23 protein-coding genes are annotated in these 22,094 nt (G+C 51.6%); 16 read left to right on the top strand and 7 right to left on the bottom strand.

The genetic code is table 11. The features are described from left to right. Window positions 1-16 precede the first annotated feature (16 nt). The 15 genes from ACQUQM_RS21160 (at window position 17) to ACQUQM_RS21230 (ending at window position 13,194) form a co-directional block, all read left to right on the top strand. Complete coding sequence (locus ACQUQM_RS21160; protein ID WP_432471852.1) at window positions 17-1,273, top strand: glutamate-5-semialdehyde dehydrogenase; 1,257 nt, start codon at window positions 17-19, stop codon at window positions 1,271-1,273. Between the two features lie 6 nt (window positions 1,274-1,279). Beyond that, entirely contained in the window at window positions 1,280-1,945 is a 666-nt protein-coding gene (gene nadD / locus ACQUQM_RS21165; RefSeq protein WP_432471853.1) for a nicotinate-nucleotide adenylyltransferase, read from the top strand. 3 nt (window positions 1,946-1,948) lie between these two features. Further along, a complete protein-coding gene (gene rsfS / locus ACQUQM_RS21170; protein WP_432471854.1) occupies window positions 1,949-2,293 on the top strand; it encodes a ribosome silencing factor in 345 nt (114 codons plus the stop codon). A 20-nt stretch (window positions 2,294-2,313) separates the two neighbouring features. Then, window positions 2,314-2,781, top strand: coding sequence for a 23S rRNA (pseudouridine(1915)-N(3))-methyltransferase RlmH (gene rlmH / locus ACQUQM_RS21175; protein ID WP_432471855.1), 468 nt, complete (start codon window positions 2,314-2,316; stop codon window positions 2,779-2,781). Window positions 2,782-2,801: 20 nt separating this feature from the next. Continuing rightward, entirely contained in the window at window positions 2,802-4,829 is a 2,028-nt protein-coding gene (mrdA, locus tag ACQUQM_RS21180) for a penicillin-binding protein 2 (RefSeq protein ID WP_432471856.1), read from the top strand. Continuing rightward, window positions 4,829-5,965, top strand: coding sequence for a rod shape-determining protein RodA (rodA, locus tag ACQUQM_RS21185; protein ID WP_432471857.1), 1,137 nt, complete (start codon window positions 4,829-4,831; stop codon window positions 5,963-5,965). The genes mrdA and rodA overlap by 1 nt, the downstream gene beginning before the upstream one ends. A gap of 104 nt (window positions 5,966-6,069) precedes the next feature. Then, entirely contained in the window at window positions 6,070-7,092 is a 1,023-nt protein-coding gene (gene mltB / locus ACQUQM_RS21190) for a lytic murein transglycosylase B (RefSeq protein ID WP_432471858.1), read from the top strand. Window positions 7,093-7,113: 21 nt separating this feature from the next. Next, window positions 7,114-7,941 (top strand): septal ring lytic transglycosylase RlpA family protein, encoded by an 828-nt coding sequence (locus tag ACQUQM_RS21195; RefSeq protein WP_432471859.1) that lies wholly within the window; start codon window positions 7,114-7,116, stop codon window positions 7,939-7,941. Between the two features lie 121 nt (window positions 7,942-8,062). Beyond that, window positions 8,063-9,214 carry a D-alanyl-D-alanine carboxypeptidase family protein gene (locus ACQUQM_RS21200; protein WP_432471860.1) on the top strand — a complete coding sequence of 384 codons (1,152 nt, stop codon included), beginning with the start codon at window positions 8,063-8,065 and terminating at the stop codon, window positions 9,212-9,214. Between the two features lie 65 nt (window positions 9,215-9,279). Beyond that, complete coding sequence (locus ACQUQM_RS21205; protein WP_432471861.1) at window positions 9,280-10,140, top strand: aminotransferase class IV; 861 nt, start codon at window positions 9,280-9,282, stop codon at window positions 10,138-10,140. Window positions 10,141-10,159: 19 nt separating this feature from the next. Next, window positions 10,160-10,432, top strand: a complete 273-nt coding sequence (locus tag ACQUQM_RS21210; protein WP_432471862.1) for a YbeD family protein — start codon at window positions 10,160-10,162, stop codon at window positions 10,430-10,432. Then, window positions 10,432-11,082, top strand: coding sequence for a lipoyl(octanoyl) transferase LipB (gene lipB / locus ACQUQM_RS21215; RefSeq protein WP_432471863.1), 651 nt, complete (start codon window positions 10,432-10,434; stop codon window positions 11,080-11,082). Before ACQUQM_RS21210 ends, lipB begins: the two co-directional genes overlap by 1 nt. A 7-nt stretch (window positions 11,083-11,089) precedes the next feature. Continuing rightward, the gene (gene lipA / locus ACQUQM_RS21220) at window positions 11,090-12,067 is read left to right on the top strand and encodes a lipoyl synthase (protein WP_432471864.1); all 978 of its coding nucleotides are present in this window, start codon (window positions 11,090-11,092) and stop codon (window positions 12,065-12,067) included. Between the two features lie 165 nt (window positions 12,068-12,232). Beyond that, complete coding sequence (locus tag ACQUQM_RS21225) at window positions 12,233-12,574, top strand: Fis family transcriptional regulator (RefSeq protein WP_432471865.1); 342 nt, start codon at window positions 12,233-12,235, stop codon at window positions 12,572-12,574. 185 nt (window positions 12,575-12,759) lie between these two features. Further along, a complete protein-coding gene (locus ACQUQM_RS21230) occupies window positions 12,760-13,194 on the top strand; it encodes an OsmC family protein (protein ID WP_432471866.1) in 435 nt (144 codons plus the stop codon). Between the two features lie 124 nt (window positions 13,195-13,318). On the opposite strand, the gene holA is transcribed toward ACQUQM_RS21230, so the two are convergent. From holA to leuS, 3 genes are read right to left on the bottom strand one after another with little or no spacing between them, the layout of a single operon-like run. Further along, window positions 13,319-14,335: a DNA polymerase III subunit delta gene (gene holA, locus ACQUQM_RS21235; protein ID WP_432471867.1), complete on the bottom strand. Its 1,017-nt coding sequence runs from the start codon at window positions 14,333-14,335 to the stop codon at window positions 13,319-13,321. 11 nt (window positions 14,336-14,346) lie between these two features. Then, on the bottom strand, window positions 14,347-14,865 hold the full coding sequence (gene lptE / locus ACQUQM_RS21240) for an LPS assembly lipoprotein LptE (RefSeq protein WP_432471868.1): 519 nt from the start codon (window positions 14,863-14,865) through the stop codon (window positions 14,347-14,349). A gap of 13 nt (window positions 14,866-14,878) precedes the next feature. Next, window positions 14,879-17,470: a leucine--tRNA ligase gene (gene leuS / locus ACQUQM_RS21245; protein WP_432471869.1), complete on the bottom strand. Its 2,592-nt coding sequence runs from the start codon at window positions 17,468-17,470 to the stop codon at window positions 14,879-14,881. A 137-nt stretch (window positions 17,471-17,607) separates the two neighbouring features. Between leuS and ACQUQM_RS21250 the strand changes: the two genes are divergently transcribed. Beyond that, window positions 17,608-18,153, top strand: coding sequence for a zinc ribbon-containing protein (locus ACQUQM_RS21250; RefSeq protein ID WP_432471870.1), 546 nt, complete (start codon window positions 17,608-17,610; stop codon window positions 18,151-18,153). 23 nt (window positions 18,154-18,176) lie between these two features. On the opposite strand, the gene lnt is transcribed toward ACQUQM_RS21250, so the two are convergent. The 4 genes from lnt to ACQUQM_RS21270 are packed head-to-tail and all read right to left on the bottom strand — an operon-like array spanning window position 18,177 to window position 22,029. After that, window positions 18,177-19,703, bottom strand: coding sequence for an apolipoprotein N-acyltransferase (lnt, locus tag ACQUQM_RS21255; RefSeq protein WP_432471871.1), 1,527 nt, complete (start codon window positions 19,701-19,703; stop codon window positions 18,177-18,179). Between the two features lie 11 nt (window positions 19,704-19,714). Further along, window positions 19,715-20,557, bottom strand: a complete 843-nt coding sequence (locus ACQUQM_RS21260; RefSeq protein ID WP_432471872.1) for an HlyC/CorC family transporter — start codon at window positions 20,555-20,557, stop codon at window positions 19,715-19,717. A 15-nt stretch (window positions 20,558-20,572) separates the two neighbouring features. Beyond that, window positions 20,573-21,031 (bottom strand): rRNA maturation RNase YbeY, encoded by a 459-nt coding sequence (gene ybeY, locus ACQUQM_RS21265; protein ID WP_432471873.1) that lies wholly within the window; start codon window positions 21,029-21,031, stop codon window positions 20,573-20,575. Then, window positions 21,028-22,029 (bottom strand): PhoH family protein, encoded by a 1,002-nt coding sequence (locus tag ACQUQM_RS21270; RefSeq protein WP_432471874.1) that lies wholly within the window; start codon window positions 22,027-22,029, stop codon window positions 21,028-21,030. The genes ybeY and ACQUQM_RS21270 overlap by 4 nt, the downstream gene beginning before the upstream one ends. Window positions 22,030-22,094 lie beyond the last annotated feature (65 nt).

The raw sequence follows: 22,094 nt of genomic DNA on the forward strand, positions 1-22,094 counted from the left end.
ACCGGGAAGGATATATATGAACGTTAAACAGTATATGGCAGAGTTGGGCCAGCAAGCACGCGTTGCGTCCCGCGCTATCGCTAAAGCTGATACCAATGTTAAGAACCAGGCATTGCTTGCGATGGCTGAGGCGATCGATGTTGCCCGTGCCGATCTGGTGGCGGCTAACGCTAAAGATCTTGAGCAGGGGAGTAAGAATGGCCTCGATGATGCGATGCTGGATCGTCTGGAACTGAAGCAGTCCCAGATCGATACTATGATTGAGGGCCTGCGTCAGGTTGCCTCCCTTCCCGATCCGATCGGTGCGATTACCGATATGAACTATCTGCCAAGTGGTATTCAGGTAGGTAAGATGCGGGTGCCACTGGGGGTGATCGGTATTATTTATGAATCCCGTCCTAATGTGACGGTGGAAGCTGCTAGTCTGTGCCTGAAATCAGGCAATGCGACTATCTTGCGTGGTGGATCGGAAGCGATCCACAGCAACGCTGCAGTTGCTGAATGTATCAAGGTTGGTTTGCAGGCTGTCGGGCTACCGGAAAATGCGGTGCAGGTGGTTAAGACTACCGACCGTGAGGCGGTGGGCGAACTGATCACGATGCCAGAATACGTGGATGTGATCGTCCCCCGGGGCGGGAAAGGCCTGATCGAACGGGTTAGTCGCGACGCTAAGGTGACAGTGATTAAGCACCTGGACGGTATCTGCCATGTTTATATCGATGACGATGCCGATAAGACTAAGGCGATCAACGTCGCGATCAACGCCAAGACGCATCGTTATGGCACCTGTAATACCATGGAAACTTTATTGATTCATGAAGCACGGGCAGCTGAGATACTGCCAGAGCTAGCGGAACGCTACCAGTCTATTGGAGTTGAACTAAGGGGCTGTGAGAGAACCTGCGCGCTGCTGCCATCGGCTATCGCAGCGACGGAAGAAGATTGGCAGACAGAGTACCTGGCACCGATTTTGTCGATCAAACTGGTCGGTGATATGGATGAAGCGATCGCTCATATTAACCAATATGGTTCGCATCACACTGATTCAATCATTACCGAGAACTACACTAAATCCCGCAGTTTTTTGCGTGAAGTGGATTCCAGCTCGGTCATGGTTAACGCTTCAACGCGTTTTGCTGATGGCTTTGAATACGGCCTGGGAGCAGAAATCGGGATCTCTACAGATAAGATTCATGCCCGCGGACCGGTTGGCCTTGATGGTCTGACCTCACAAAAATATGTGGTTCTCGGCGATGGTCATATTCGGCAGTAATCTTTAATGACAGTTACAGCACTGGCCTTTATGGGGGGGACATTTGATCCTATCCATAATGGTCACCTGCGCACGGCTTTGGAAATTCAGCAATGGCTGGGTATTGATCGGGTCGCGCTGATGCCATCTAAAGTGCCGGTGCATAGGGCGCAACCGGAGCGCAGCCCACAACAGCGACTTGATATGCTGCAGCGCGCGGTCGAAGACGAACCGGCGCTGTATGCCGACGCGCGGGAAATTCTATCATCTAAGCCCTCTTATACTGTGCTGACACTGGAAGCTTTGCGGCGGGAATTTGGGGCCGAGTTGCCGATCTGTATGATCATGGGGATGGATGCATATCTGTCCCTTCCGACATGGGATCGCTGGCAGGAGCTGCTGCAACTGGCTCATATAGTGGTGGTTAAACGGCCCGGTTGGGTCTACAAGCCAGGCGATCTGATCAGCCGGGTGACCAGAAATCATGAGGTTTCTGATAAACAGCGGCTGCTCAGTAGTGCCGCAGGGCATGTTATTTTTCATGAGCTGACTCCTCTCGGGATCTCAGCAACTCAGATACGCAACCTGATAGGTGATGGGCATTCGCCCCGATACCTTATTCCGGATGGTGTCTGGGATTATATTCAACAACAGCAGCTATATGGCTGCAGCGAAATTAAAGGTAAACGGTAACCGATGGAAATTGACCAGATGATCAGCGTTGTACGTAACGCCCTCGACGATTTGAAAGCGAAAGAGATCGTTGTACTGGATGTGTCCGGTAAGTCGACTGTCACTGATCGAATGATTATTGCCAGCGGAACTTCCAAGCGTCATGTGATGTCCCTAGGTCAGCACGTACATGAAGAAGTAAAGCACAACGGTATTTTGCCGTTGGGTATTGAAGGGCAGGATACCGGTGAATGGGTGTTGGTCGATCTGGGTGATGTGGTGGTACATATCATGATGCCGGATGCGCGCAGCTTCTACGACCTGGAGCGCCTGTGGGGTTTTGATGAGGATGAAGAGCAGACTTCCTGATTAGTGAGACAGAACAACTGATGAAAATACGTCTGATAGCCGTAGGCACTAAAATGCCGGGTTGGGTGAACGAAGGGTGCAACGAATATATCAAACGCCTGCCTCAGGAGTTTTCTCTTGAAGTGATTGAGATCGGCCTTGGTCATCGCGGTAAAGGTGCCGATCTGGCACGGGCTAAACGGCAGGAAGGTGAGCAGATGCTGGCGGCGATTCCTAAAGGGGATCGGGTGATCGCTCTGGAAGTCGGTGGCAAGAACTGGAGCACCGAACAGTTAGCGCAGCAGGCTGAAAACTGGCAGATGTCGGGGCAGAATGTATCATTACTGGTCGGCGGTCCCGAAGGGCTGGCGCCAGAGTGTGTAGCCATTGCTGATCAGAAATGGTCGTTGTCAGGTCTTACCTTACCTCATCCATTGGTGCGAATCCTGCTGGCTGAACAACTGTACCGTGCCTGGAGTATCCTGCAGGGCCATCCATACCATAAGTAAGCGGTTTTGAGCGAACATTAATGTCGGCATTCGATAGCTTTAAGGATCATTCGAAAGAGGGAAAAGTATTCTTTTCCCGGGCTCTTATCGCCTTTCTGGTGGTTATATTGCTGATGGGAGTATTGATTAGTCGTCTTTATTATCTGCAGGTGATCCAGCACGATCAACAGGCGGCTAAATCTGATGATAACCGGGTACAGCTAAAGCCTGTCGGTCCGACCCGCGGGCTGATCTATGATCGTAATGGCGTATTGCTGGCGGATAACCGCCCCAGCTACAGTGTTACCCTGCTCAAGGAAGAGGTTAAGGATATTGATGCAACTCTCGCCGAATTAGAGGCGCTGATACCGATTACCGAACGTGAATTAAAGTCCTTTCGCAAACGCCTTAAACAACGCCGTCGTCCCTATGAAACCGTACCATTGCGTTTTCGCCTTACCGATGAGGAGATCGCCCGGATTGCCGTTAATTACCAGCGCCTCCCCGGGGTGCAGGTGGAAGCGGATCTGATCCGATATTATCCGTACGGCGCCAGCCTGGTACATGCAATGGGTTACGTAGGACGAATTAATGAAAATGAACTGAAGCGGGTCGACGGGACTAATTACAGTGCAACTCACTATATCGGTAAGCTGGGTATCGAGAAGTTCTATGAGCCACTGTTGCATGGTTCTGTAGGCCATCACAAGGTAGAAACTAACGCCCGGGGACGGGTCATGCGGGTGCTGGAGCGGACCGATCCGATACCGGGTCGGGATATAGTGCTACATCTTGATATCCGTTTGCAGCAGGCGGCGGAAAAACTGGTCGCCGGACGACGCGCCGCGATTGTCGCTATCGATCCCAGTAACGGCGGGATTCTGGCCCTTGTGAGTACCCCCGGGTATGACCCGAATATGTTCGTTACCGGGATTAGCAGCAAAGACTACAATGCGTTGCGTGAATCACGGGAGTTACCATTGTTTAACCGCGCGTTGCGCGGTCAGTATCCTCCGGGCTCAACCATTAAACCGATGGTTGCGATGGGAGTGATCGACAGTGGTTTGATTAGCCCTAACCATACCGTACATGATCCTGGATTCTATACCTTGAACAAAGGCGGTCGTCGGTACCGTGACTGGAAACGGGGCGGACATGGCAAAGTGGATATGGAAATGGCGCTCTATCAGTCCTGTGATGTCTGGTTTTATGATGTCTCGAACCGCGCAGGAGTCGATGTGATCTCAGATTATCTGGGGCGTTTTGGCTTTGGCCAGGTAACCAGTCTTGACCTGCCAGAAGCGCTGCCCGGCATTCTGCCTTCTCGGGCATGGAAAAAACGTACTGGTCGTGGTTCCTGGTACCCCGGCGATTCTCTTAACCTGAGTATCGGCCAGGGCTGGATGTTAGCAACCCCGCTACAGCTTGCAACTGCTTCATCGGTTATGGCAAACAGGGGCATCTGGAAGCAACCCCGGATGCTTAAAGGTGTGGTACAGCAACCCGCTGTCGCAGAGGGCGAGCTGCAGAATACAAATTTGGAAGCCGGTGCTGGCATCGAGCGTAATTCGTTGCTGGAAGGCAGTGTTATCGATATTACAGGGTTGGAAGGCACTGGTGCAGTGTTGCCCGATGTGCAGCTGAAAACGCCGGAATACTGGCAAAAAATTATCGATGGCATGATCGCTGTGGTACATGGAAAACGGGGCACTGCGAGAAAAATTGGTAAAGGTATCGATTTTCAGATCGCCGGTAAAACAGGTACTGCGCAGGTGGTCGGAATTAAACAGGATGAAGAATACGATGCCGATAAGCTCGATGAGCGGCATCGGGATCATGCCTTGTTTATCTCTTTTGCGCCGGCGGATAAGCCGGAGATTGCGGTCGCAGTGATCGTTGAAAATGGTGGTGGTGGTTCCAGTACCGCAGCCCCGGTCGCCCGTGGTGTGATTGACGCTTTCATGGCCCTGAAGCAAGCTGACCAGGAAAAAGAGTTACAGCATGCTCAATTAGGATCACCACAGGCAGCCCTGAGCATCGTTCAACTAGCGCCGGGAGATCAACCCTGATGCGTGACTTTCAGCGCAGTATGCCTGATGCTCAACCGCACCTGGCCAGACGCCGGGGGGTATGGTCACATACCCGGCTGGATGCCTGGTTAATGGTATTTGTTCTTTTGCTTTGCAGCTATGGTTTGTTGATTCTGTACAGCGCCTCTGGCGGTGATATGGGGTATGTCACCCGGCAGGCTGTGCGCATGGGCGCTGGGTTTTTTGTCATGGTGGTGCTGGCACAGTTCCGCCCCAGAATCTTTGCCCGCTGGGCGCCTGCGATGTATGTGGTTTGCCTGGGATTATTGCTAGCTGTGCTGCTGTTTGGTGTCGGAGCTAAAGGCGCGCAGCGCTGGTTAGCTTTACCAGGTTTTCGTTTTCAGCCATCAGAAATTGTCAAATTAGTTCTGCCATTGATGATCGCCTGTTATATGGCTAACCGCCCACTGCCGCCGAGCTTCAGGCATATTATTATTTCATTGGTGCTGATCTTTGTGCCAGTGGTGATGATTATGAAGCAGCCGGATCTGGGCACTTCTTTGCTTATTGCTGCCTCCGGCGTGTTTGTGCTGTTGTTATCGGGTATTTACTGGCGTTATATCTTCGGTGCCCTGGCGGTTGCTGCTGCAGGATTGCCAGGGTTGTGGATGGTAATGAAGGATTATCAGAAACAGCGGGTGCTGACCTTTTTAGATCCGGAAAGTGATCCGCTGGGCTCGGGCTGGAATATTATTCAGTCTAAGGCGGCGATCGGCTCCGGTGGTATCGATGGCAAAGGCTGGATGCAGGGGACTCAGTCACAACTGGATTTTCTGCCGGAGAGCCATACCGACTTTATTATCGCGGTGCTGGCGGAAGAGATGGGTATGATCGGGGTGCTGGTCCTGCTAGCCATCTATCTGCTGATTATCGGCCGAGGACTGATTATCGCGGTGCGGGCCCAGGATAGCTTTGGCAGGCTGGTCGCGGGCAGTGTGACCCTGACTTTCTTCGTATATATTTTTGTAAACATCGGCATGGTAAGTGGTTTGCTGCCGGTAGTCGGGGTACCGTTGCCGCTGGTGAGTTATGGCGGCACCTCAATAGTAACCCTGATGGCAGGCTTTGGTTTATTGATGTCGGTTCAGGCGCACAGGCAGATGATTAGCCATTAGCGTTGTTTATTTGCGTTATTTTTTGCAACAGGTTTGATAAAGGCCGGATTAAGATTTAGGGTGCTTAAGTAGCGCTTTCAGCCCAGGGACAGTTAAGGTAGCAGATGATGATAAAACAGACACTGACACAGTGGATTACAACCGGCATTGTTGTAAGCGGACTGGCGCTGGCAGCACCGGCGTTCGCAACGACAGACAGCACAAATTATGCAGAACATCCGCAGGCGCAGCAGCTGATAACTGAGCTGGGCGATGAAGGTTTTGATAGCGCCGAAGTAAAGCGGGTATTGGCGGGTGCTAAACGCCAGGAGAGTATTCTTAAAGCGATATCCCGTCCGGCTGAGAAGCGCCTTAACTGGGGTGAATATCGTAATATTTTCCTGAAATCAAAGCGGATTAATCAGGGCGTCAGTTTCTGGAACCAGTACGCAGATGAATTGCAGCGTGCCGAACAAACCTACGGTGTCCCGGCCGAGATAATTGTTGCAATTATCGGTGTCGAAACCCGTTATGGCCGGAATATGGGTAGCTACCGGGTGGTTGACGCGTTATCGACACTCGGCTTCGATTATCCGAAACGGGGTAAATTTTTCCGTGGCCAGCTGAAACAGTATTTCTACCTGGTGAGGGATGAAAAGGTCGAACCGTTCAGCTTAAAAGGCTCGTATGCCGGGGCGATGGGCTATGGACAGTTTATCCCAAGCAGCTTTCGCAGCTTTGCCGTCGATTTCGATGGCGATGGTAAAAAAGATATCTGGAACAATCCGGTAGACGCTATTGGTAGTGTAGCTAACTACTTCAGCGCCCATGGCTGGAAGAGCGGCGAACCGGTACGCTCCAATGTCGTGATTACTAAGGCTGCACAGGATGAATGGTTTAATAACGGCCTGAAACCAGAGCTATCTCTTACGGAATGGGGTGAGCGGGGTATCTCTACCCGTAATGATCTGGCCGGGGATAATATGGCGACGTTGATGCGTATGGAGTCCAACGGTGAATTTCATTACTGGTTCGGTCTGCATAATTTTTATGTCATAACCCGCTATAATCACAGCCGGCTGTATGCAATGGCGGTGTATGAACTGAGCCGGGCCGTCGTTGAAAAACGCAGCGCCAAGGCGGGATAAGTGATAGGGGTGGTAAAGACAATGAAGCTGGGTAGTAAACTAATCCTGTTAACTATACTTGCCTCCCTGGTGGGGTGCTCTGGTAATAGTGGTCGTTATTCGATCAAGCAGGATCATGGTCCTGCCCAGGCGGTCGATGTTTCGAATGTGCCTGATGCGGTGCCACGCGCAGAACCGAAGAGCCGTGGTGGCAATAAGAGTCCCTATCGGGTATTGGGTAAAACCTACTATGTGATGCCGAGTAGTCTTGGTTATAAAGAGCGAGGTACGGCGTCATGGTATGGCAAAAAATTCCATGGCCACAAAACGTCTAACGGCGAAGTCTACAATATGTATGGCATGTCGGCGGCGCATAAATCCTTGCCGCTGCCGACCTTTGTTAAAGTAACCAATACCGCAAATGGTCGACAGGTAATTGTAAGGGTAAACGACCGTGGTCCCTTTCATGGTGGCCGGATCATCGATCTTTCCTATGCCGCGGCAAAGAAGCTGGATATGTTGGGCCACGGAACTGCAAACGTAGAAGTCGAAGCGATTGATCCAGGTAGCTGGAACAGCACCACGGTGGTTGCTGCCGGAAGTGCGACTGCTCCTGTGACCAGGTCAGAGCCCGGAGGTAGCCGTTATCTGCAGGTTGGAGCATTTAGTCTGCAGGCAACGGCGGATGATGCTAAGCGCCAGCTACAAACGATGTTTCCGGGATACCCTGTCCGGGTTGCACCGGTGCAACGCAGTGATCAGGTTTTGTACCGGGTTCAGATCGGCCCGGTGCGGCTGGATGCCAACCTGGCGGAATTAGTTTCGAGAGTGGAAGCGGCAGGTTATCTGCGGCCACATCTGGTAGACTAGGCAACTAATTTCTTGAATTGAGAACCATTCAAGTTTTTATCGGTCCTATTTGCTGTTGTTCGTTCTTTTGTCGCTCATTGTAAGTCAGACCCACTGTAACTGTTGGAAATAGTTAAAAATCATGATCAAGAATCTTATTATCCGTTCTCTGTTGTTGGCAATGGTTATTATTTTACCCGCGCAGGCCGCAAGCCTGATACCTGCACCACCGCAAGTGGCGGCCCGGGCATATATGGTAATGGATGCTGATACCGGCAAGGTGATCATGTCCAGTCGTGAGGCTGAGCGCTTCCCTCCTGCCAGCCTGACCAAGATGATGACCAGCTATATTATTGCGGCTGAACTGGCTAAAGGAAATATCAGTAAGAGTGATCTGGTGCCGGTTTCAGTTAAGGCCTGGCGTTCACCGGGATCGCGGATGTTTATCCAGGAGGGCACTCAGGTTCTGCTGAGTGACTTGCTGAAAGGTATTATTATTCAATCCGGCAATGATGCCAGTGTTGCCATGGCGGAATATATTGCGGGCAGTGAAGCGGCCTTTGCTGACCTGATGAATCAGCATGCCGGTTTGCTGGGTATGCAGAACAGCCACTTTATGAATGCTACTGGTTTGCCGGCAGAGGATCACTATGCATCAGCCGAGGATCTGGCGTTGCTGGCCCGCGCGATTATTCAGGAATATCCAGAACATTATGGCATTTATTCCGAGAAATATTTTACCTATAACAAAATTCGCCAGCCCAATCGTAACAAATTGTTATGGCGGGATAACAGTGTCGATGGCCTGAAAACAGGCCATACGGATGCTGCAGGTTACTGTCTGGTATCTTCTGCTAAACGTGAAGGTATGCGTCTGATCAGTGTGGTTATGGGTACTAACAGCGAAGAAGCCCGCGCCCAGGAGAGTCAGAAGCTGCTGGCTTACGCTTTCCGCTACTTCCGCACACACAAGCTTTATGATGCCGGCCAGGTACTGGAAACGACTAAAGTGTGGGCCGGTGAGCAGGATCAACTGAAGCTGGGCCTGACAGAAGAGTTGGCGGTGACTATTCCCCGTGGCCAGTCAGAACAACTAAAGGCGGTACTTGACCTGGATAAAGTGATTTCCGCACCGGTTACTAAAGGTCAGGCATTCGGTATGGCTAAGGTGATGCTTAACGACCAGGTTGTTGCAGAAGTACCGGTAGTTGCATTGGAAGCGATCGAAGAAGCAGGGTTATTGAAGCGGATCTGGGATGCGATCGCACTGTTTTTCTATAATTTAATTAACTGATCCGGCAGCAGATTACTCAGGGAGGAATGCCTGCATCAGCTGATGCGGGCATTTGTCGTTTATAGATGAACATAATATATTTGAACGGCCAGTTGTTACCGGCTGAACAGGCAAAAATTTCGGTATTCGACCGGGGCTTTCTGTTTGGTGATAGTGTCTACGAAGTGATCCCGTTTTATCAGGGCGTAGGGTTTCGTCTGGAGGCTCACCTACAGCGCCTTGAGCACAGCTTAAAAGCGGTACATATAAAGGCTGAGCGAGACTGGCAGAGTATATTGCAGCAGTTGGTGGCCGCCAATGGCGGGGGTAACTTGTCGGCATATCTGCAGGTTTCCCGGGGTGTTGCTGATGGTCGAAGCCATAGTTACGATGACAGCATGGAGCCTACGATATTTGCCTGCTGTAATCCGATCAGGGATATCTATCAAGGGGGCGCTGAGCAGGTTGTCGGAATCCGCGCGATAGTAACTGCGGATCTGCGCTGGCACCGCTGTGATATTAAAGCCAATGGCCTGCTACCGAATATACTTGTAGTGCAGCAGGCGAAGCATGCCGGGGCCGACGAAGCGCTGATGATGCGTGATGGATTTCTCACCGAGGGTGCTTCGTGTAACCTGTTTGTGATCGATAAAGGGGTTATTTATACCCCTAAGCGCAGCTCAGAGATTCTTGGCGGGACCACTCGTGAGCTGATACTCGATCTGGCTGATGAACATGGCATTCCCACCCAGGAGGTGGATATTGATTATGAACGACTGATGGCTGCGGATGAAGTCTGGATCAGTAGTTCAACCCGGGCGATCGTGCCGGTCCTGAATATAGATGGACAACCGATTGCCGATGGAAAGAAGGGAGCCTTATGGGCTCAGATGTTTGATCTGTTTATCCGCTATCAGCAATCCCTGATGCGGGGTGACTGTAGCTGATGCGTTAGAGAGTTAGAAAATGAACGAACAAGAAGCACCAAAAATTGAATTTCCCTGTGCCGACTATCCGATCAAGGTTATTGGTCGTGACGGCCCAGACTTTAAAGAGCTGGTGATTGATATCGTGCGCAAGCATGCGCCTGATCTTGACCTGTCAACGCTGGAGCACCAGCCAAGTAGTAAAGGCACTTTCGTTTCTATTCGCCTGAAGATTACCGCGACCGGAGCAGAGCAACTTAATGAGCTGCATCTGGAGTTGAAAGCTAGTGGCCGGGTGCAGATGGTGATCTGATGGGGTTGTCTGAACAACTGATAATCCGCAATCTGGGACAGGTTCCTTACCTGCCGACCTGGCAGGCGATGCAGGACTTTACCGCCAACCGGGGCGCCGATACAGTCGATGAAATCTGGGTCTTGGAGCATGAGCCCGTATTTACTCAGGGGCAGGCGGGTAAAGCAGAACATATAATTAATACCGGAGATATTCCGGTCGTGCAGGTTGATCGCGGTGGTCAGGTGACCTACCACGGTCCGGGACAGGTCGTGGTATACCTGTTGCTGAATCTGCGCCGTAAGAAATTCGGTGTACGTGAGCTGGTTGCACGGATGGAGCAGAGCATTGTTGAAGTGCTGGCTGAGTCCGGTGTTGAAGCTTACGTAAAACCGGATGCGCCCGGAGTCTATGTCGAACAGGCGAAGATCTGTTCCTTAGGTTTGAGGGTGCGTAAAGGCTGCTCTTTCCATGGGTTGGCATTTAATCTGAACATGGATCTGGAACCTTTTAACCGGATCAATCCCTGCGGCTATGCTGGCATGGCGGTAACCTGCCTTAGTCAGCTGGTACCAGGCCTTGATCCGACTACTGTGAAAACTTCGCTTACAGAGATACTGGTTAAAAGACTCGACTATACCGAGCGGACCAGCAAGACCACACTGGACTAATATAGCCATGTCTGAAGAAAAAAGCTCAAAACCGCAACGTGCAGAAGCCGGAGTGAAGCTGAGAGGCGCTGAAAAAGTCTCACGAATTCCGGTAAAAGTAATTCCAACCGAACGTGACCAGATGCTGCGTAAGCCTGAATGGCTCAGGGTTAAGTTGGGATCATCGCCGAAAGTAAATGGCATTAAAGATAAATTGCGCCAGCATAAATTGTCTTCCGTTTGTGAAGAGGCCAGTTGTCCGAATCTGGGTGAGTGCTTCAGCCATGGTACGGCTACGTTTATGATTATGGGCGATATCTGTACCCGCCGCTGTCCGTTTTGCGATGTTGCCCATGGCCGACCTAATGCCCTGCCGGAGAATGAGCCAAAAGAACTGGCTGCGGCGATTGCTGATATGAAGCTTCGCTATGTGGTTATTACCTCGGTGGATCGTGATGATCTGCGCGATGGTGGTGCAGGGCACTTCGCTGAATGTATATCTGAAACCCGTCTGGCGATCCCTTCTATACAGGTGGAAACCCTGGTGCCGGACTTCCGTGGTCGCATGGATATTGCGCTGGATATCCTGCAACAGACACCGCCGGACGTGTTTAACCACAATATGGAAACCGTGCCGCGACTGTACCGTAAAGTACGCCCGGGTGCTGACTATGAGTGGTCGCTGAAACTGTTGCAGCAGTATAAGAAGCGCTGCCCCGATGTACGTACTAAATCAGGCCTGATGGTGGGTGTCGGCGAGACCAAGGAAGAGATCTTTGAAGTATTAAAAGACTTGCGCGCCCACGATGTCAATATGCTGACCATCGGCCAGTACCTTCAGCCGAGCCGGGATCACCTGCCGGTAGACCGCTACGTCACTCCGGAAGAGTTTGACGAGTATGCGGCAGTGGCAAAAGAACTCGGCTTCTCCCAGGTCGCCAGCGGGCCTTTAGTTCGGTCTTCCTACCATGCCGATCTTCAGGCTATGGGTGAAAAAATCACCTAAAGGCAGTAGCTAGACCGTCGAACAAGTTCGACTAGCTAGAACGTCGCTCTGCGACTTGCTAGTAGCTAGAAAAAGCCAGTCCTGAAAGAAACGTACCTGTTGCAAAGCCGGTGCGTTTATTTATTTTGGGGGCCTCTATATAAAGCTTTAGATGGTAGATAAAGAATGCGTAAATCTGATAAGAAAATGGACAACAACATTCGGATCGCTTTAACCGATGTGTGTGAAACGGCGTTGAAGCAATTAGATGGCTTTCAATGGCTGACTCACCTTGTTAACTATTCTGATTTTCCTGAAAGCCTCAAGATTGTTTGTGTCTTTGATAGCAATGAAAACCTGGCATTTTGTATGTCGCAGGGCAGAACAAGTGAACTGGCATCTCTAATCCAGAAGAAGCTTGGTGAAATTGATGTAAATGTTAAAAATATATCCTCCCAGATTACATATGACACTGAGGAAAACTGTAAAAACCATAACAATGGCAGTTGGGCTGATAGACTTGGTTGAATCGACCAGCCTCTCCTAGCCACTAGCAGTGACGCTTGCGTCACGTTCTAGCTAGCCGCGAAGCGGCGGTCTGACAGCTGGCGTTCTCATCCCCCCAAAGCGTTAGTCCTCTATATAGCTTCTAGGCCTAACCTTAGGCATAATGTATACATTAGATAATTCTTATGTAACTTAAAAGGACTTCCATGGCTAACAAAACTATCTCTGTATCGACTTCTATGCTGGCGGGCGCAAAAGTAACCTCTGACATTCGCGGCCATAAGCTGACTATCGATCAACCACAACCGGCAGGTGGTACCGACGAGGGGCCGACGCCGCTGGAATATTTTCTGTTTTCGCTGGCGGGCTGTATTCAGAGCATTGCCCGTATCGCAGCGACTCAGCAAAAGATTGAAATGCGCGGTATGGAGATCAGTGTTGATGCAGAGCTAAACCCTGCGGGCCTGCTGGGGAAGGATACTGAGGATCGGGTAGGCTTTCAGACCATTACTGTTAAAGCACAGATCGATGCCGATCTTACCAAAGCTGAAAAAGCTGAGTTTCTCGATGCAGTATGCGAGCGCTGCCCACTACATGACAACATCCGCCTGGAAACAGCTGTCAATCACTCAATGACTTAAAGACAGTCGCTGACCAAGTATAAAAAAACCGCCACCGGCGGTTTTTTAGGTTTTCAGCTTTTGATTTTTCTAGCCACTAGCAGTGACGCTTGCGTTACGTTCTAGCTAGCCGCGCAGCGGCGATCTAGCTACTTAAGTTCAACCGTACCCCAGCCAGTTGCAGGACGATACCGGTCAAAGTCAGCCAGGCATCCCCCGGGGCACCTTTGATCTGTTGGTCCGCTTCAAAACAGCGGCTGAGCATCTGTTTAAGGGTATCGGCAGGGATGCGTTGAGCAGCTGCGCCAACCAGGTTCTTTCGTTTGCCCCAGATACGTTCTTTCTGGCAGATGGTATCGAATGGGGTGCCGTCTAGCATGCCTTGCTGGATAGCCAGCAGGGAGCGGACTTCGCGGCTGATTGCCCATAAGGCGACAGAGGCTTCGGTGCCTTCCTGTTTCAGTACTTCGATGATCTTGTTGCTGCGCGGTACCTGCTGCTGAATTGCGGCATCGACCAGACCGTAAATGTCATAGCGCGAGCTGTCGGAGACGCTGTCGATGACCATGTCTGCGGTCAGGGTCTGTCCAGGATGGAGCAGGTTAAGTTTGTCCAGTTCCTGCTTTGCCGCCAGCAGGTTGCCTTCGATTCGCTCACAGAGTATCTGAACGGCATCGTGCTCCAGTGTCAGGCCGATCTGGCGGGCGCGGTTATTAATCCAGCCCGGCAGTTGCTGTAGCTCGACCGGCCAGATCTCAACGATAATGCCTTGTTGATCGATCGCTTTGAACCAGGCGCTTTTTTTTGCCGCGGCGTCCAGTTTGCCGGCGATAATGAGCAGTACGTTATCCGGTGGCGGATTACTCAGGTACTCCCGCAATATGTCACTGGCCTGTTTGTTGGGTTTGTTGCTCAGGCGCAGTTCTATAATTTTCTGTTCGGCGAACAGGGACAGGGCGTTGGCACACTCGAGCAGGTATTCCCACTTGAAGCTACCGTCGGTGTATAAGGTTTCGCGTTCGATAAAGCCTGTTTTGAACAGGTGTTGCCGTAGCAGATCGCCGCTTTCCTCGACCAGCAGGGTTTCATCGCCGGTGATCAGATAAACCGGAGCAGGTGTCTGGCTGAGTTTCCCCGCGAGCTGTTCCGGTTTAATCTTCATGCTGGTGTTTCCTACTGGGCAGGCTGGATAGCGGTATAGAAACGTACTATCTGGCTGGCCAGTTGTAGATTCATTTCCTGGCGCAGCTGCTGTTCCTGTGCTTCGCTGGCGGTTTCGTTGTCAGCGTCGTAGTCATAAGTACGCTCAACGATAACCGTTTGTTCCGCCAGTACGATCTCATCAGCACGGTCTTTCACCAGGAAGCGGACTTTTCCGGTCAGCTCATATTCGTCGATATCAGCCGATGCGCTTAGTGTTGCGGTACGACGGGTATGGCTTTCTTCGATGATCTGCAGCAGATAGTTAGCCTGGGTAGCTGGCAATATCTGAACGCCGTTGGCCTCCAGATATCGTTGCAGAGGTTTTTCAACCTGACTGCGAACCTTCTCTGGAGTCTCAATCGCGAGCTGTTTCAGTGGCTCGGCGATATCAACAAAACCACGCAGCTGAAAGCCGCAGGCGGTTAACAACATTGTGCAACACAGCAAAAGTGATGCTGCTACTGCTGATGGGCGCATACGGCTTGTCATCTTGAGTTCCCTGTTAGCCTACGACAATATTAACCAGTTTGTTTGGTACCACGATCTGTTTACGAATCGTTTTACCATCCATGTGGCGTTGTACGCCTTCATCGGCAAGCGCAGTGTGTAAGACGACGCTTTCATCGGCGTCAGCTGCGACCTGGATCTTAGCCCGGACTTTACCGTTAACCTGCACCACCATCTGTACGCTGGCACGGGTCATTGCGGCCTCGTCGGCGACCGGCCATTCGCTATCCAGCAGGCTGCCATCGTTACCCAGATCAAGCCATAGCTGGTGGGTAACATGAGGTACGATAGGCGCCAGCAGGCGAACAGCAGCAGACAGTGCTTCACGGGTTACCGCGCGGCCCTGATCGCTGGCATCAACAAAACGACTAATGGCGTTGCTCAGCTCCATCACCGCAGCGATTGCGGTGTTGAAGGTCTGGCGGCGCTCAATATCGTCGCTGACTTTCTTGATCGTTTCGTGGGTCTTGCGACGCATCTCTTTTTGGCGTTCATCCAGCGCATCAGCATTCAGTGCGACGTTATCGCCGGGGCTCTGCAGATGCTCGTATACCAGTTTCCACAGGCGGCGCAGGAAGCGCTGGGCACCATCGACACCGGAATCAGACCATTCCAGAGATTGCTCCGGTGGTGCGGCAAACATCATGAACAGGCGCACGGTATCGGCGCCGTACTTATCGATCATCATCTGCGGATCGATACCGTTGTTCTTCGACTTGGACATTTTGCCCATGCCGGCAGATTCAACTGGCAGGTTGTCTTCGATATGAACCGCTTTAATAACACGGCCTTTATCGTCGCGCTCAACCTTAACGTCCTGTGGCGAGATCCAGTCCTTGCCGCCTTTCTCGTCTTCACGGTAGTAGGTTTCGGCGAGCACCATGCCCTGACACAGCAGGCGTTCGAATGGCTCGTCGGAATTAACTAAACCTTCATCGCGCATTAGTTTGTGGAAGAAACGTGAGTACAACAGGTGCAAAATTGCGTGCTCGATACCACCGATGTACTGGTTCACCGGCAGCCAGTAATTGGCTTGCTCAGGATTCAGCATAGTCTCTGCGTTGCGACAAGCGTAACGGGCGTAATACCAGGAGGATTCCATGAAGGTATCGAAGGTATCGGTTTCCCGTTCGGCAGCGCCACCGCAGGTTGGGCAGGTAGTCTGCTTGAAGCTATCCATCTTCTTGATCGGAGAACCGACACCGTCGAAGGTGACTTCTTCTGGCAGAACTACTGGCAGTTGGTCTTCAGGTACCGGAACCGCACCACAGCTATCGCAATTGATCACCGGAATCGGCGTGCCCCAGTAACGCTGGCGGGATACACCCCAGTCACGCAGGCGGTAATTAATGGTTACCTTGCCCTTGTTGCTGCTTTGCAGTTCGGCGGCGATCGCCTTAAACGCCATCTCGAAATCAAGTTCGTCGAAATTACCGGAATTAACCAGTAAACCCTTATCAGTAAAGGCTTCACTATCGATGTCGATAGCCTGACTGTCGTCTGTCGGACGGATTACCTGTTTGATCGGCAGGTCGTATTTCTTGGCGAATTCGTAATCGCGCTGGTCATGGGCTGGTACTGACATGACCGCGCCGGAACCGTAATCCATCAGGACGAAGTTTGCCGTCCATACTGGTACTTTATCGCCGGTAATCGGGTGGATGGCTTCAATACCCAGAGCGAAGCCTTTCTTTTCCATGGTGGCCATGTCAGCTTCGGCCACTTTCATGTTCTTGCACTCTTCAGCGAAGGCGGCAAGTTCAGGATTGTTTGCCGCAGCTTGTAGCACCAACGGATGACCTGGTGCTACGGCAACGTAAGTCACGCCCATCAGCGTATCCGGACGGGTGGTGAATACTTCCAGTTCGCCAAAGCCGTCAACATGGAAGTTCAGCTCAACGCCTTCGGAACGGCCGATCCAGTTACGCTGCATCGTACGCACCTGTTCCGGCCACTCTGCCAGCTTGTCCAGGTCGTCCAGTAGTTCGTCAGCGTAATCGGTAATCTTGAGGAACCATTGTGGAATCTTCTTGCGCTCAACCAGAGCGCCGGAACGCCAGCCGCGACCATCGATAACCTGTTCGTTAGCCAGTACTGTCTGATCCACAGGATCCCAGTTCACTTCAGCTTCTTTCTTATAGACCAGGCCTTTTTTCAGCAGGCGGGTGAAGAACCACTGCTCCCAGCGGTAATATTCCGGATGGCAGGTGGCAACCTCGCGGCTCCAGTCATAACCAAAACCCATCAGGTCCAGCTGAGTACGCATGTAATCGATGTTTTCGTAAGTCCAGTTAGCTGGGGGTACATTGTTTTTCAGCGCGGCATTTTCTGCCGGCAGGCCGAAAGCGTCCCAGCCCATAGGCTGCAGGACATTTTTACCCTGCATCCGCTGGTAGCGGGAAACGACATCGCCGATGGTGTAGTTACGAACATGCCCCATGTGCAGCCGACCACTAGGGTAGGGGAACATGGACAGGCAATAGAATTTTTCTTTGGAAGGGTCTTCAGTTGTTTTGAAACTGTTGTTATCAACCCAGAATTTCTGAACCTCAGGTTCAATGTGCCGTGGCTTATATTGTTCGTTCATTTTGACTCAAATTATAAGAAAGCCGGCCAACTTATCGGTACCGGCTTTAATCTCAAATGGAAAGTTTCAGCTATGGCGCATAGGATACAATATATGCAATGCTACATATAGGCTTAAGTCGTTTTTGGAGAAGGATTATGGGCGATAAAAACAGTAGCGGAATGGATCGCAGTGCTCAATATGACCGGGTTCTGAACCGGTTACGGAGTAATCTGGAGGATGCAGAGTACAGATCATGGGATTATCTGCAGTCGAAGATCGAAGAGGCGGTTGAGTTAGAACTGACCGCAGAAGAGATGACCCGAGATGAGATGGACCTTCTCAACGCTTATCTGAAACGGGATCTTAAACGACTGGGCTATTATGCCCACGAGACCGGAGAGGGGATTGCTGCCTGGTTGAGTTTTGATCTGAATACTCTGGAGCAGAAGGTAGCCCAGCAGTTAATGGATCTGGCCGACCGTACCCGTATTGGTATAACTGAACTGGAACAGCGGTTGCAGCATGGAGAAGAACAGTATGCCTCCGGTGAGATCGCCGCGGCTGGTACATTCTCCTGCCTTATGTGCGGTGAACCGATGACTCTGACCCGGACCAGCCGCATTGAACCCTGCTACAAATGCGGATCAGAGAGTTTTATACGTATTTCGGCGCCCTGGGAAGGCGATCAAAGCGACGAATAGCATTGCTGGAACAGCAGCGCTGATCAGGAAGTTTGATACGTTCTTCTGCGATTCGCCCTTGGTCGGGTGATCAAAGCGAAGAACAGCATTACCACTACCGCGACCTGTAACGGTTTCACGCCATATTGTTGGTATGGGGTGAGACCTTCCATACGCTTGACGTTGCCGATCAGTACGGCCTGCTCAAATTGTGGAATAGTTGAGGTTATCTCGCCTCGGGGTGAGATCAGTGCGCTGATACCGTTATTGGTGCTGCGGATCAGCCAGCGGCCGGTTTCCAAAGCCCGCATTCGGGCTATTTGAAGATGTTGGGCGGGGGCAATTGAGTGGCCGAACCAGGTATCGTTGCTGACCGTGAGTAACAGGTCGCTGGTCAGACTGGATTGCCGGACCAATTCCGGATAGGCGATCTCATAGCAGATGTAAGGGGCTATCTTAAGTCCGTTAACTTCAAGTGGTGGCTGATTTTCAGGGCCGAGACTGAAGTTAGACATCGGCAGGTTGAAGAAATCGATCAGTCCACGCAGCTGTTGCTCCAGCGGTACATACTCGCCGAATGGCACCAGCCGCTGTTTATGATAGCTGCCGCTACCGCCAGCAAAAACGCTCAGACTATTGTGATAGCCGATATTACGGGGCTTTGTTGGGTCTGGATATACCGAGGGGATGCCGCTGATCATTCCGGTATTGTTCTGTTGCAGATATTCCATCAGTGGGCTGAGCATAGTTGATGCGTTGCGATAGAAGGTCGGAATCGCTGTTTCCGGCCAGATCAACAGGTCGACTTTGCCGCTATCCTGGCTCAGGTCGACATACTTTTGCATGATCCCGTCCAGTTCGCTGCGTTGCCATTTCAGTTGCTGCGGTATATTAGCCTGCACCATCATCACGCTGACTTCGTCACCTTGTTCCCGGGTCAGGTCTGTGGGTATCTTGCCTTTTTCTGCCGCAAACCAGGGGATAATAATTATGGCTATCATCGCGAAAGCCTGTAGCGGATGCTGCCAGCGCTTAATGATAGTGATCAGCAAGGTCCCGCTCAGTACGACATACAGGCTAAGCAGCCACACGCCGCCGAAAGGTGCGTACTGGGCCAGGGGGGTATCGAGCAGTGCGTATCCCAGGTAGAGCCAGGGGAAGCCGGTCAGTAGCCAGCTGCGTAGCCATTCAAACAGCAGCCATAACGCAATGAAGCCGAGTACGTTATAGAACAGTCTGCGGTAGAGCCAGCACTGAATCACCATCAGGATCGCCATCGCCGCGACAAATAGTCCGGTTAAGCTTCCCGCCAGCAACGTGGGAGCGTTGCCGTGTTCGTGGATGCTGACGAAAACCCAGGATATGCCAACGCCGAAGAAGCCGAGTCCGTAGCACCAGCCAAGCCAGCCGGATGCTTTCGGGGTGCAGCCCTGCAGGGTAAAGAAAAGTAGTGCGACAGATATGGCTGACAGGTACCAGTAGTCGAACGGTGCCAGTGCCAGTGGGGCAATTGCGCCGGCAGTAAGGGCCAGTAGCACCCGTAACAGGATAAACTGAGTGCTATCGGCCATGAGCTGTATTCCTATTCGCTTCTGGTAACCTGCAACAGGCGTATGCGGCGGGTATCCGCACTGAGAATTTTAAAGTGAAATTCATCGATCTGTACTGTTTCTTCCTTGCGTGGCAGGTGACCGAACTGCTGTGTCACGATACCGCCGATAGTATCAAATTCATCATCCGGCATGCCAACATCGAAAAATTCATTGAAATCTTCGATCGGAGTCAGCGCTTTGACTATATAACCGTTTTCATCAAAAGGCTTGATATTACCATCATCTTCCTCGGCATCATGTTCATCTTCGATCTCGCCAACGATCTGTTCAAGCACGTCCTCAATCGTAATCAGGCCGGAAATGCCAGCGTATTCATCGACCACTATCGCCATATGGTTACGGGTAGCACGAAACTCATTTAGCAGGACGTTCAGACGCTTACTTTCAGGAATGTAGGTTGGTTTGCGCAGTTGTTGGGTGATATCGAAGTTTTCCAGATTACCGTCCAGGATTAGTGGCAGAAGGTCTTTTGCCAGCAGAATGCCAAGGATGTCGTCGGGATTTTCACCGATTACCGGAAACCGGGAGTGGGCGCTGGAGATGATAATAGGTAGAAATTCTTTTGGTGTCAGGTCGGATTCGACCACCACCATTTGCGAACGGGGGATCATGACATCCCGCACCTGCTGATCGGATACCTGCATAGCGCCTTCGATAATGCTGAGGGCTTCCTGATCAAGTACGTTTTCATCGGCAGCGTCTTTCAGGTCTGCCAGCAGGTCAGCTCGGGTTTTCGGCTCGTCAGAAAATGCTTGGGCCAGCTTGCCCAGCCAGGTTTTCTGCGGGCCATTGCCCGATCGGTCTTCGTTCATGGTGTTCCCCAATGATTATTCATTAATAAGGTAAGGGTCTGGAATGCTCAAAGACGCGAGTATTTCAGTCTCCAGCGCTTCCATCTCCTCTGCCTCGTCATCATTTATATGATCGAATCCAAGCAGATGCAAGACTCCATGAACAACCATGTGGGTCCAGTGGTTAAACAAAGGTTTTTTTTGCTCTTCGGCTTCCCGGCTGACGACCTCTGCGCAGATTACCAGATCACCGAGCAGGTCCAGTTCTATGCCATCCGGCACCTCAAAAGGAAAGGATAGAACGTTGGTCGGTTTGTCTTTGCCCCGGTATTCAGCGTTAAGCTGCTGGCTCTCTTCGGCATCAACGATACGGATCGATAGCTCGGCCTGATCCATTTTGTTGTTAAGGGCGGCACTGACCCATTGGGTCAGTTGTTCTTCTGAGGGCAGGCCTGAATCTTCGATCTGGCACTGGCGGTCTACGTAATAGCTCATCGTTCGTTCTGCTTAGGCGGATGTTGTTGTTCAAACTTATCGTAGGCCTGGACTATATGCTGCACCAGCGGATGACGCACCACATCTTTAGCTGTGAAGTGGGTAAAGCCTATGCCTGTCACGTCTTTCAGTACTTCCGACGCATGGATCAGGCCGGAACGAACCCCTTTTGGCAGGTCTATCTGAGTGGTGTCACCGGTAATCACGGCGGTTGAACCAAAGCCGATACGGGTCAGGAACATCTTCATCTGCTCGCGGGTGGTGTTCTGGCTCTCATCAAGAATGACAAACGAGCCGTTCAGTGTGCGGCCGCGCATATACGCCAGCGGAGCCACTTCAATGACATTGCGCTCAATCAGTTTGGTGACCCGTTCAATACCCAGCATCTCATACAGAGCATCGTACAGCGGGCGCAGGTAAGGATCGACTTTCTGGCTCAGATCGCCGGGCAGAAAACCCAACTTTTCACCGGCTTCAACAGCGGGACGCACCAGCAGTATACGGCGAACTTCTTCCCGCTCCAGCGCTTCGCAAGCACAGGCTACCGCGAGATAGGTCTTACCGGTACCCGCAGGGCCGATACCGAAATTGATATCGTGGGTCAGGATCGAACGGACATAGCTTTGCTGGTTAGGACCCCGTGGGCGGATCAGAGCCTTGCGGGTTTGAATAGAAATATCCGCCTGTGGAACAGTGGCCGATGTAACAGCGCCCTGTAGTTGTTCAACGCCTGACTGTTGCAGGATCAGATGGACCTGATCCGGGGTGATCAGCGTACCTTTCTGCGCTTCTTCATACAGCTGTTCCAGCATTTTAGCGGCAGCTCTGATCAGGCTGGATGAACCTTGAAGTTTGAAAGTGTTACCGCGATTGCTGATATCGATGCCCAGACGTTGCTCCATCAAACGCAGATGCTCATCTAACTGGCCACAGAGGTTGGACAGGTGTTGTGGGTTGTCCGGTTGCAGAGTGAGCTTGATCGATTGCGCTGTATTCAAAAAAAATTCCTTAACGGGTCACTGTTAATAGTTTAGTTCAGCCTGCTTAAAACAGGCTATTCAGC

This window comes from Amphritea sp. HPY (genome assembly GCF_050870985.1).
Classification (GTDB): Bacteria; Pseudomonadota; Gammaproteobacteria; order Pseudomonadales; family Balneatricaceae; genus Amphritea.

What these genes read in the sequence shown, in the direction of transcription:
- leuS (WP_432471869.1), bottom strand. Translation starts at nt 17,470, where the DNA reads ATGAACGAACAATATAAGCCACGGCACATTGAACCTGAGGTTCAGAAA.
- nadD (WP_432471853.1), top strand. Translation starts at nt 1,280, where the DNA reads ATGACAGTTACAGCACTGGCCTTTATGGGGGGGACATTTGATCCTATC.
- ybeY (WP_432471873.1), bottom strand. Translation starts at nt 21,031, where the DNA reads ATGAGCTATTACGTAGACCGCCAGTGCCAGATCGAAGATTCAGGCCTG.
- holA (WP_432471867.1), bottom strand. Translation starts at nt 14,335, where the DNA reads ATGAAGATTAAACCGGAACAGCTCGCGGGGAAACTCAGCCAGACACCT.
- ACQUQM_RS21230 (WP_432471866.1), top strand. Translation starts at nt 12,760, where the DNA reads ATGGCTAACAAAACTATCTCTGTATCGACTTCTATGCTGGCGGGCGCA.
- ACQUQM_RS21160 (WP_432471852.1), top strand. Translation starts at nt 17, where the DNA reads ATGAACGTTAAACAGTATATGGCAGAGTTGGGCCAGCAAGCACGCGTT.
- ACQUQM_RS21260 (WP_432471872.1), bottom strand. Translation starts at nt 20,557, where the DNA reads ATGAACGAAGACCGATCGGGCAATGGCCCGCAGAAAACCTGGCTGGGC.
- lipA (WP_432471864.1), top strand. Translation starts at nt 11,090, where the DNA reads ATGTCTGAAGAAAAAAGCTCAAAACCGCAACGTGCAGAAGCCGGAGTG.
- lnt (WP_432471871.1), bottom strand. Translation starts at nt 19,703, where the DNA reads ATGGCCGATAGCACTCAGTTTATCCTGTTACGGGTGCTACTGGCCCTT.
- lipB (WP_432471863.1), top strand. Translation starts at nt 10,432, where the DNA reads ATGGGGTTGTCTGAACAACTGATAATCCGCAATCTGGGACAGGTTCCT.
- rlmH (WP_432471855.1), top strand. Translation starts at nt 2,314, where the DNA reads ATGAAAATACGTCTGATAGCCGTAGGCACTAAAATGCCGGGTTGGGTG.
- ACQUQM_RS21195 (WP_432471859.1), top strand. Translation starts at nt 7,114, where the DNA reads ATGAAGCTGGGTAGTAAACTAATCCTGTTAACTATACTTGCCTCCCTG.
- ACQUQM_RS21205 (WP_432471861.1), top strand. Translation starts at nt 9,280, where the DNA reads ATGAACATAATATATTTGAACGGCCAGTTGTTACCGGCTGAACAGGCA.
- ACQUQM_RS21200 (WP_432471860.1), top strand. Translation starts at nt 8,063, where the DNA reads ATGATCAAGAATCTTATTATCCGTTCTCTGTTGTTGGCAATGGTTATT.
- lptE (WP_432471868.1), bottom strand. Translation starts at nt 14,865, where the DNA reads ATGACAAGCCGTATGCGCCCATCAGCAGTAGCAGCATCACTTTTGCTG.
- mrdA (WP_432471856.1), top strand. Translation starts at nt 2,802, where the DNA reads ATGTCGGCATTCGATAGCTTTAAGGATCATTCGAAAGAGGGAAAAGTA.
- rodA (WP_432471857.1), top strand. Translation starts at nt 4,829, where the DNA reads ATGCGTGACTTTCAGCGCAGTATGCCTGATGCTCAACCGCACCTGGCC.
- ACQUQM_RS21250 (WP_432471870.1), top strand. Translation starts at nt 17,608, where the DNA reads ATGGGCGATAAAAACAGTAGCGGAATGGATCGCAGTGCTCAATATGAC.
- mltB (WP_432471858.1), top strand. Translation starts at nt 6,070, where the DNA reads ATGATGATAAAACAGACACTGACACAGTGGATTACAACCGGCATTGTT.
- ACQUQM_RS21225 (WP_432471865.1), top strand. Translation starts at nt 12,233, where the DNA reads ATGCGTAAATCTGATAAGAAAATGGACAACAACATTCGGATCGCTTTA.
- ACQUQM_RS21210 (WP_432471862.1), top strand. Translation starts at nt 10,160, where the DNA reads ATGAACGAACAAGAAGCACCAAAAATTGAATTTCCCTGTGCCGACTAT.
- rsfS (WP_432471854.1), top strand. Translation starts at nt 1,949, where the DNA reads ATGGAAATTGACCAGATGATCAGCGTTGTACGTAACGCCCTCGACGAT.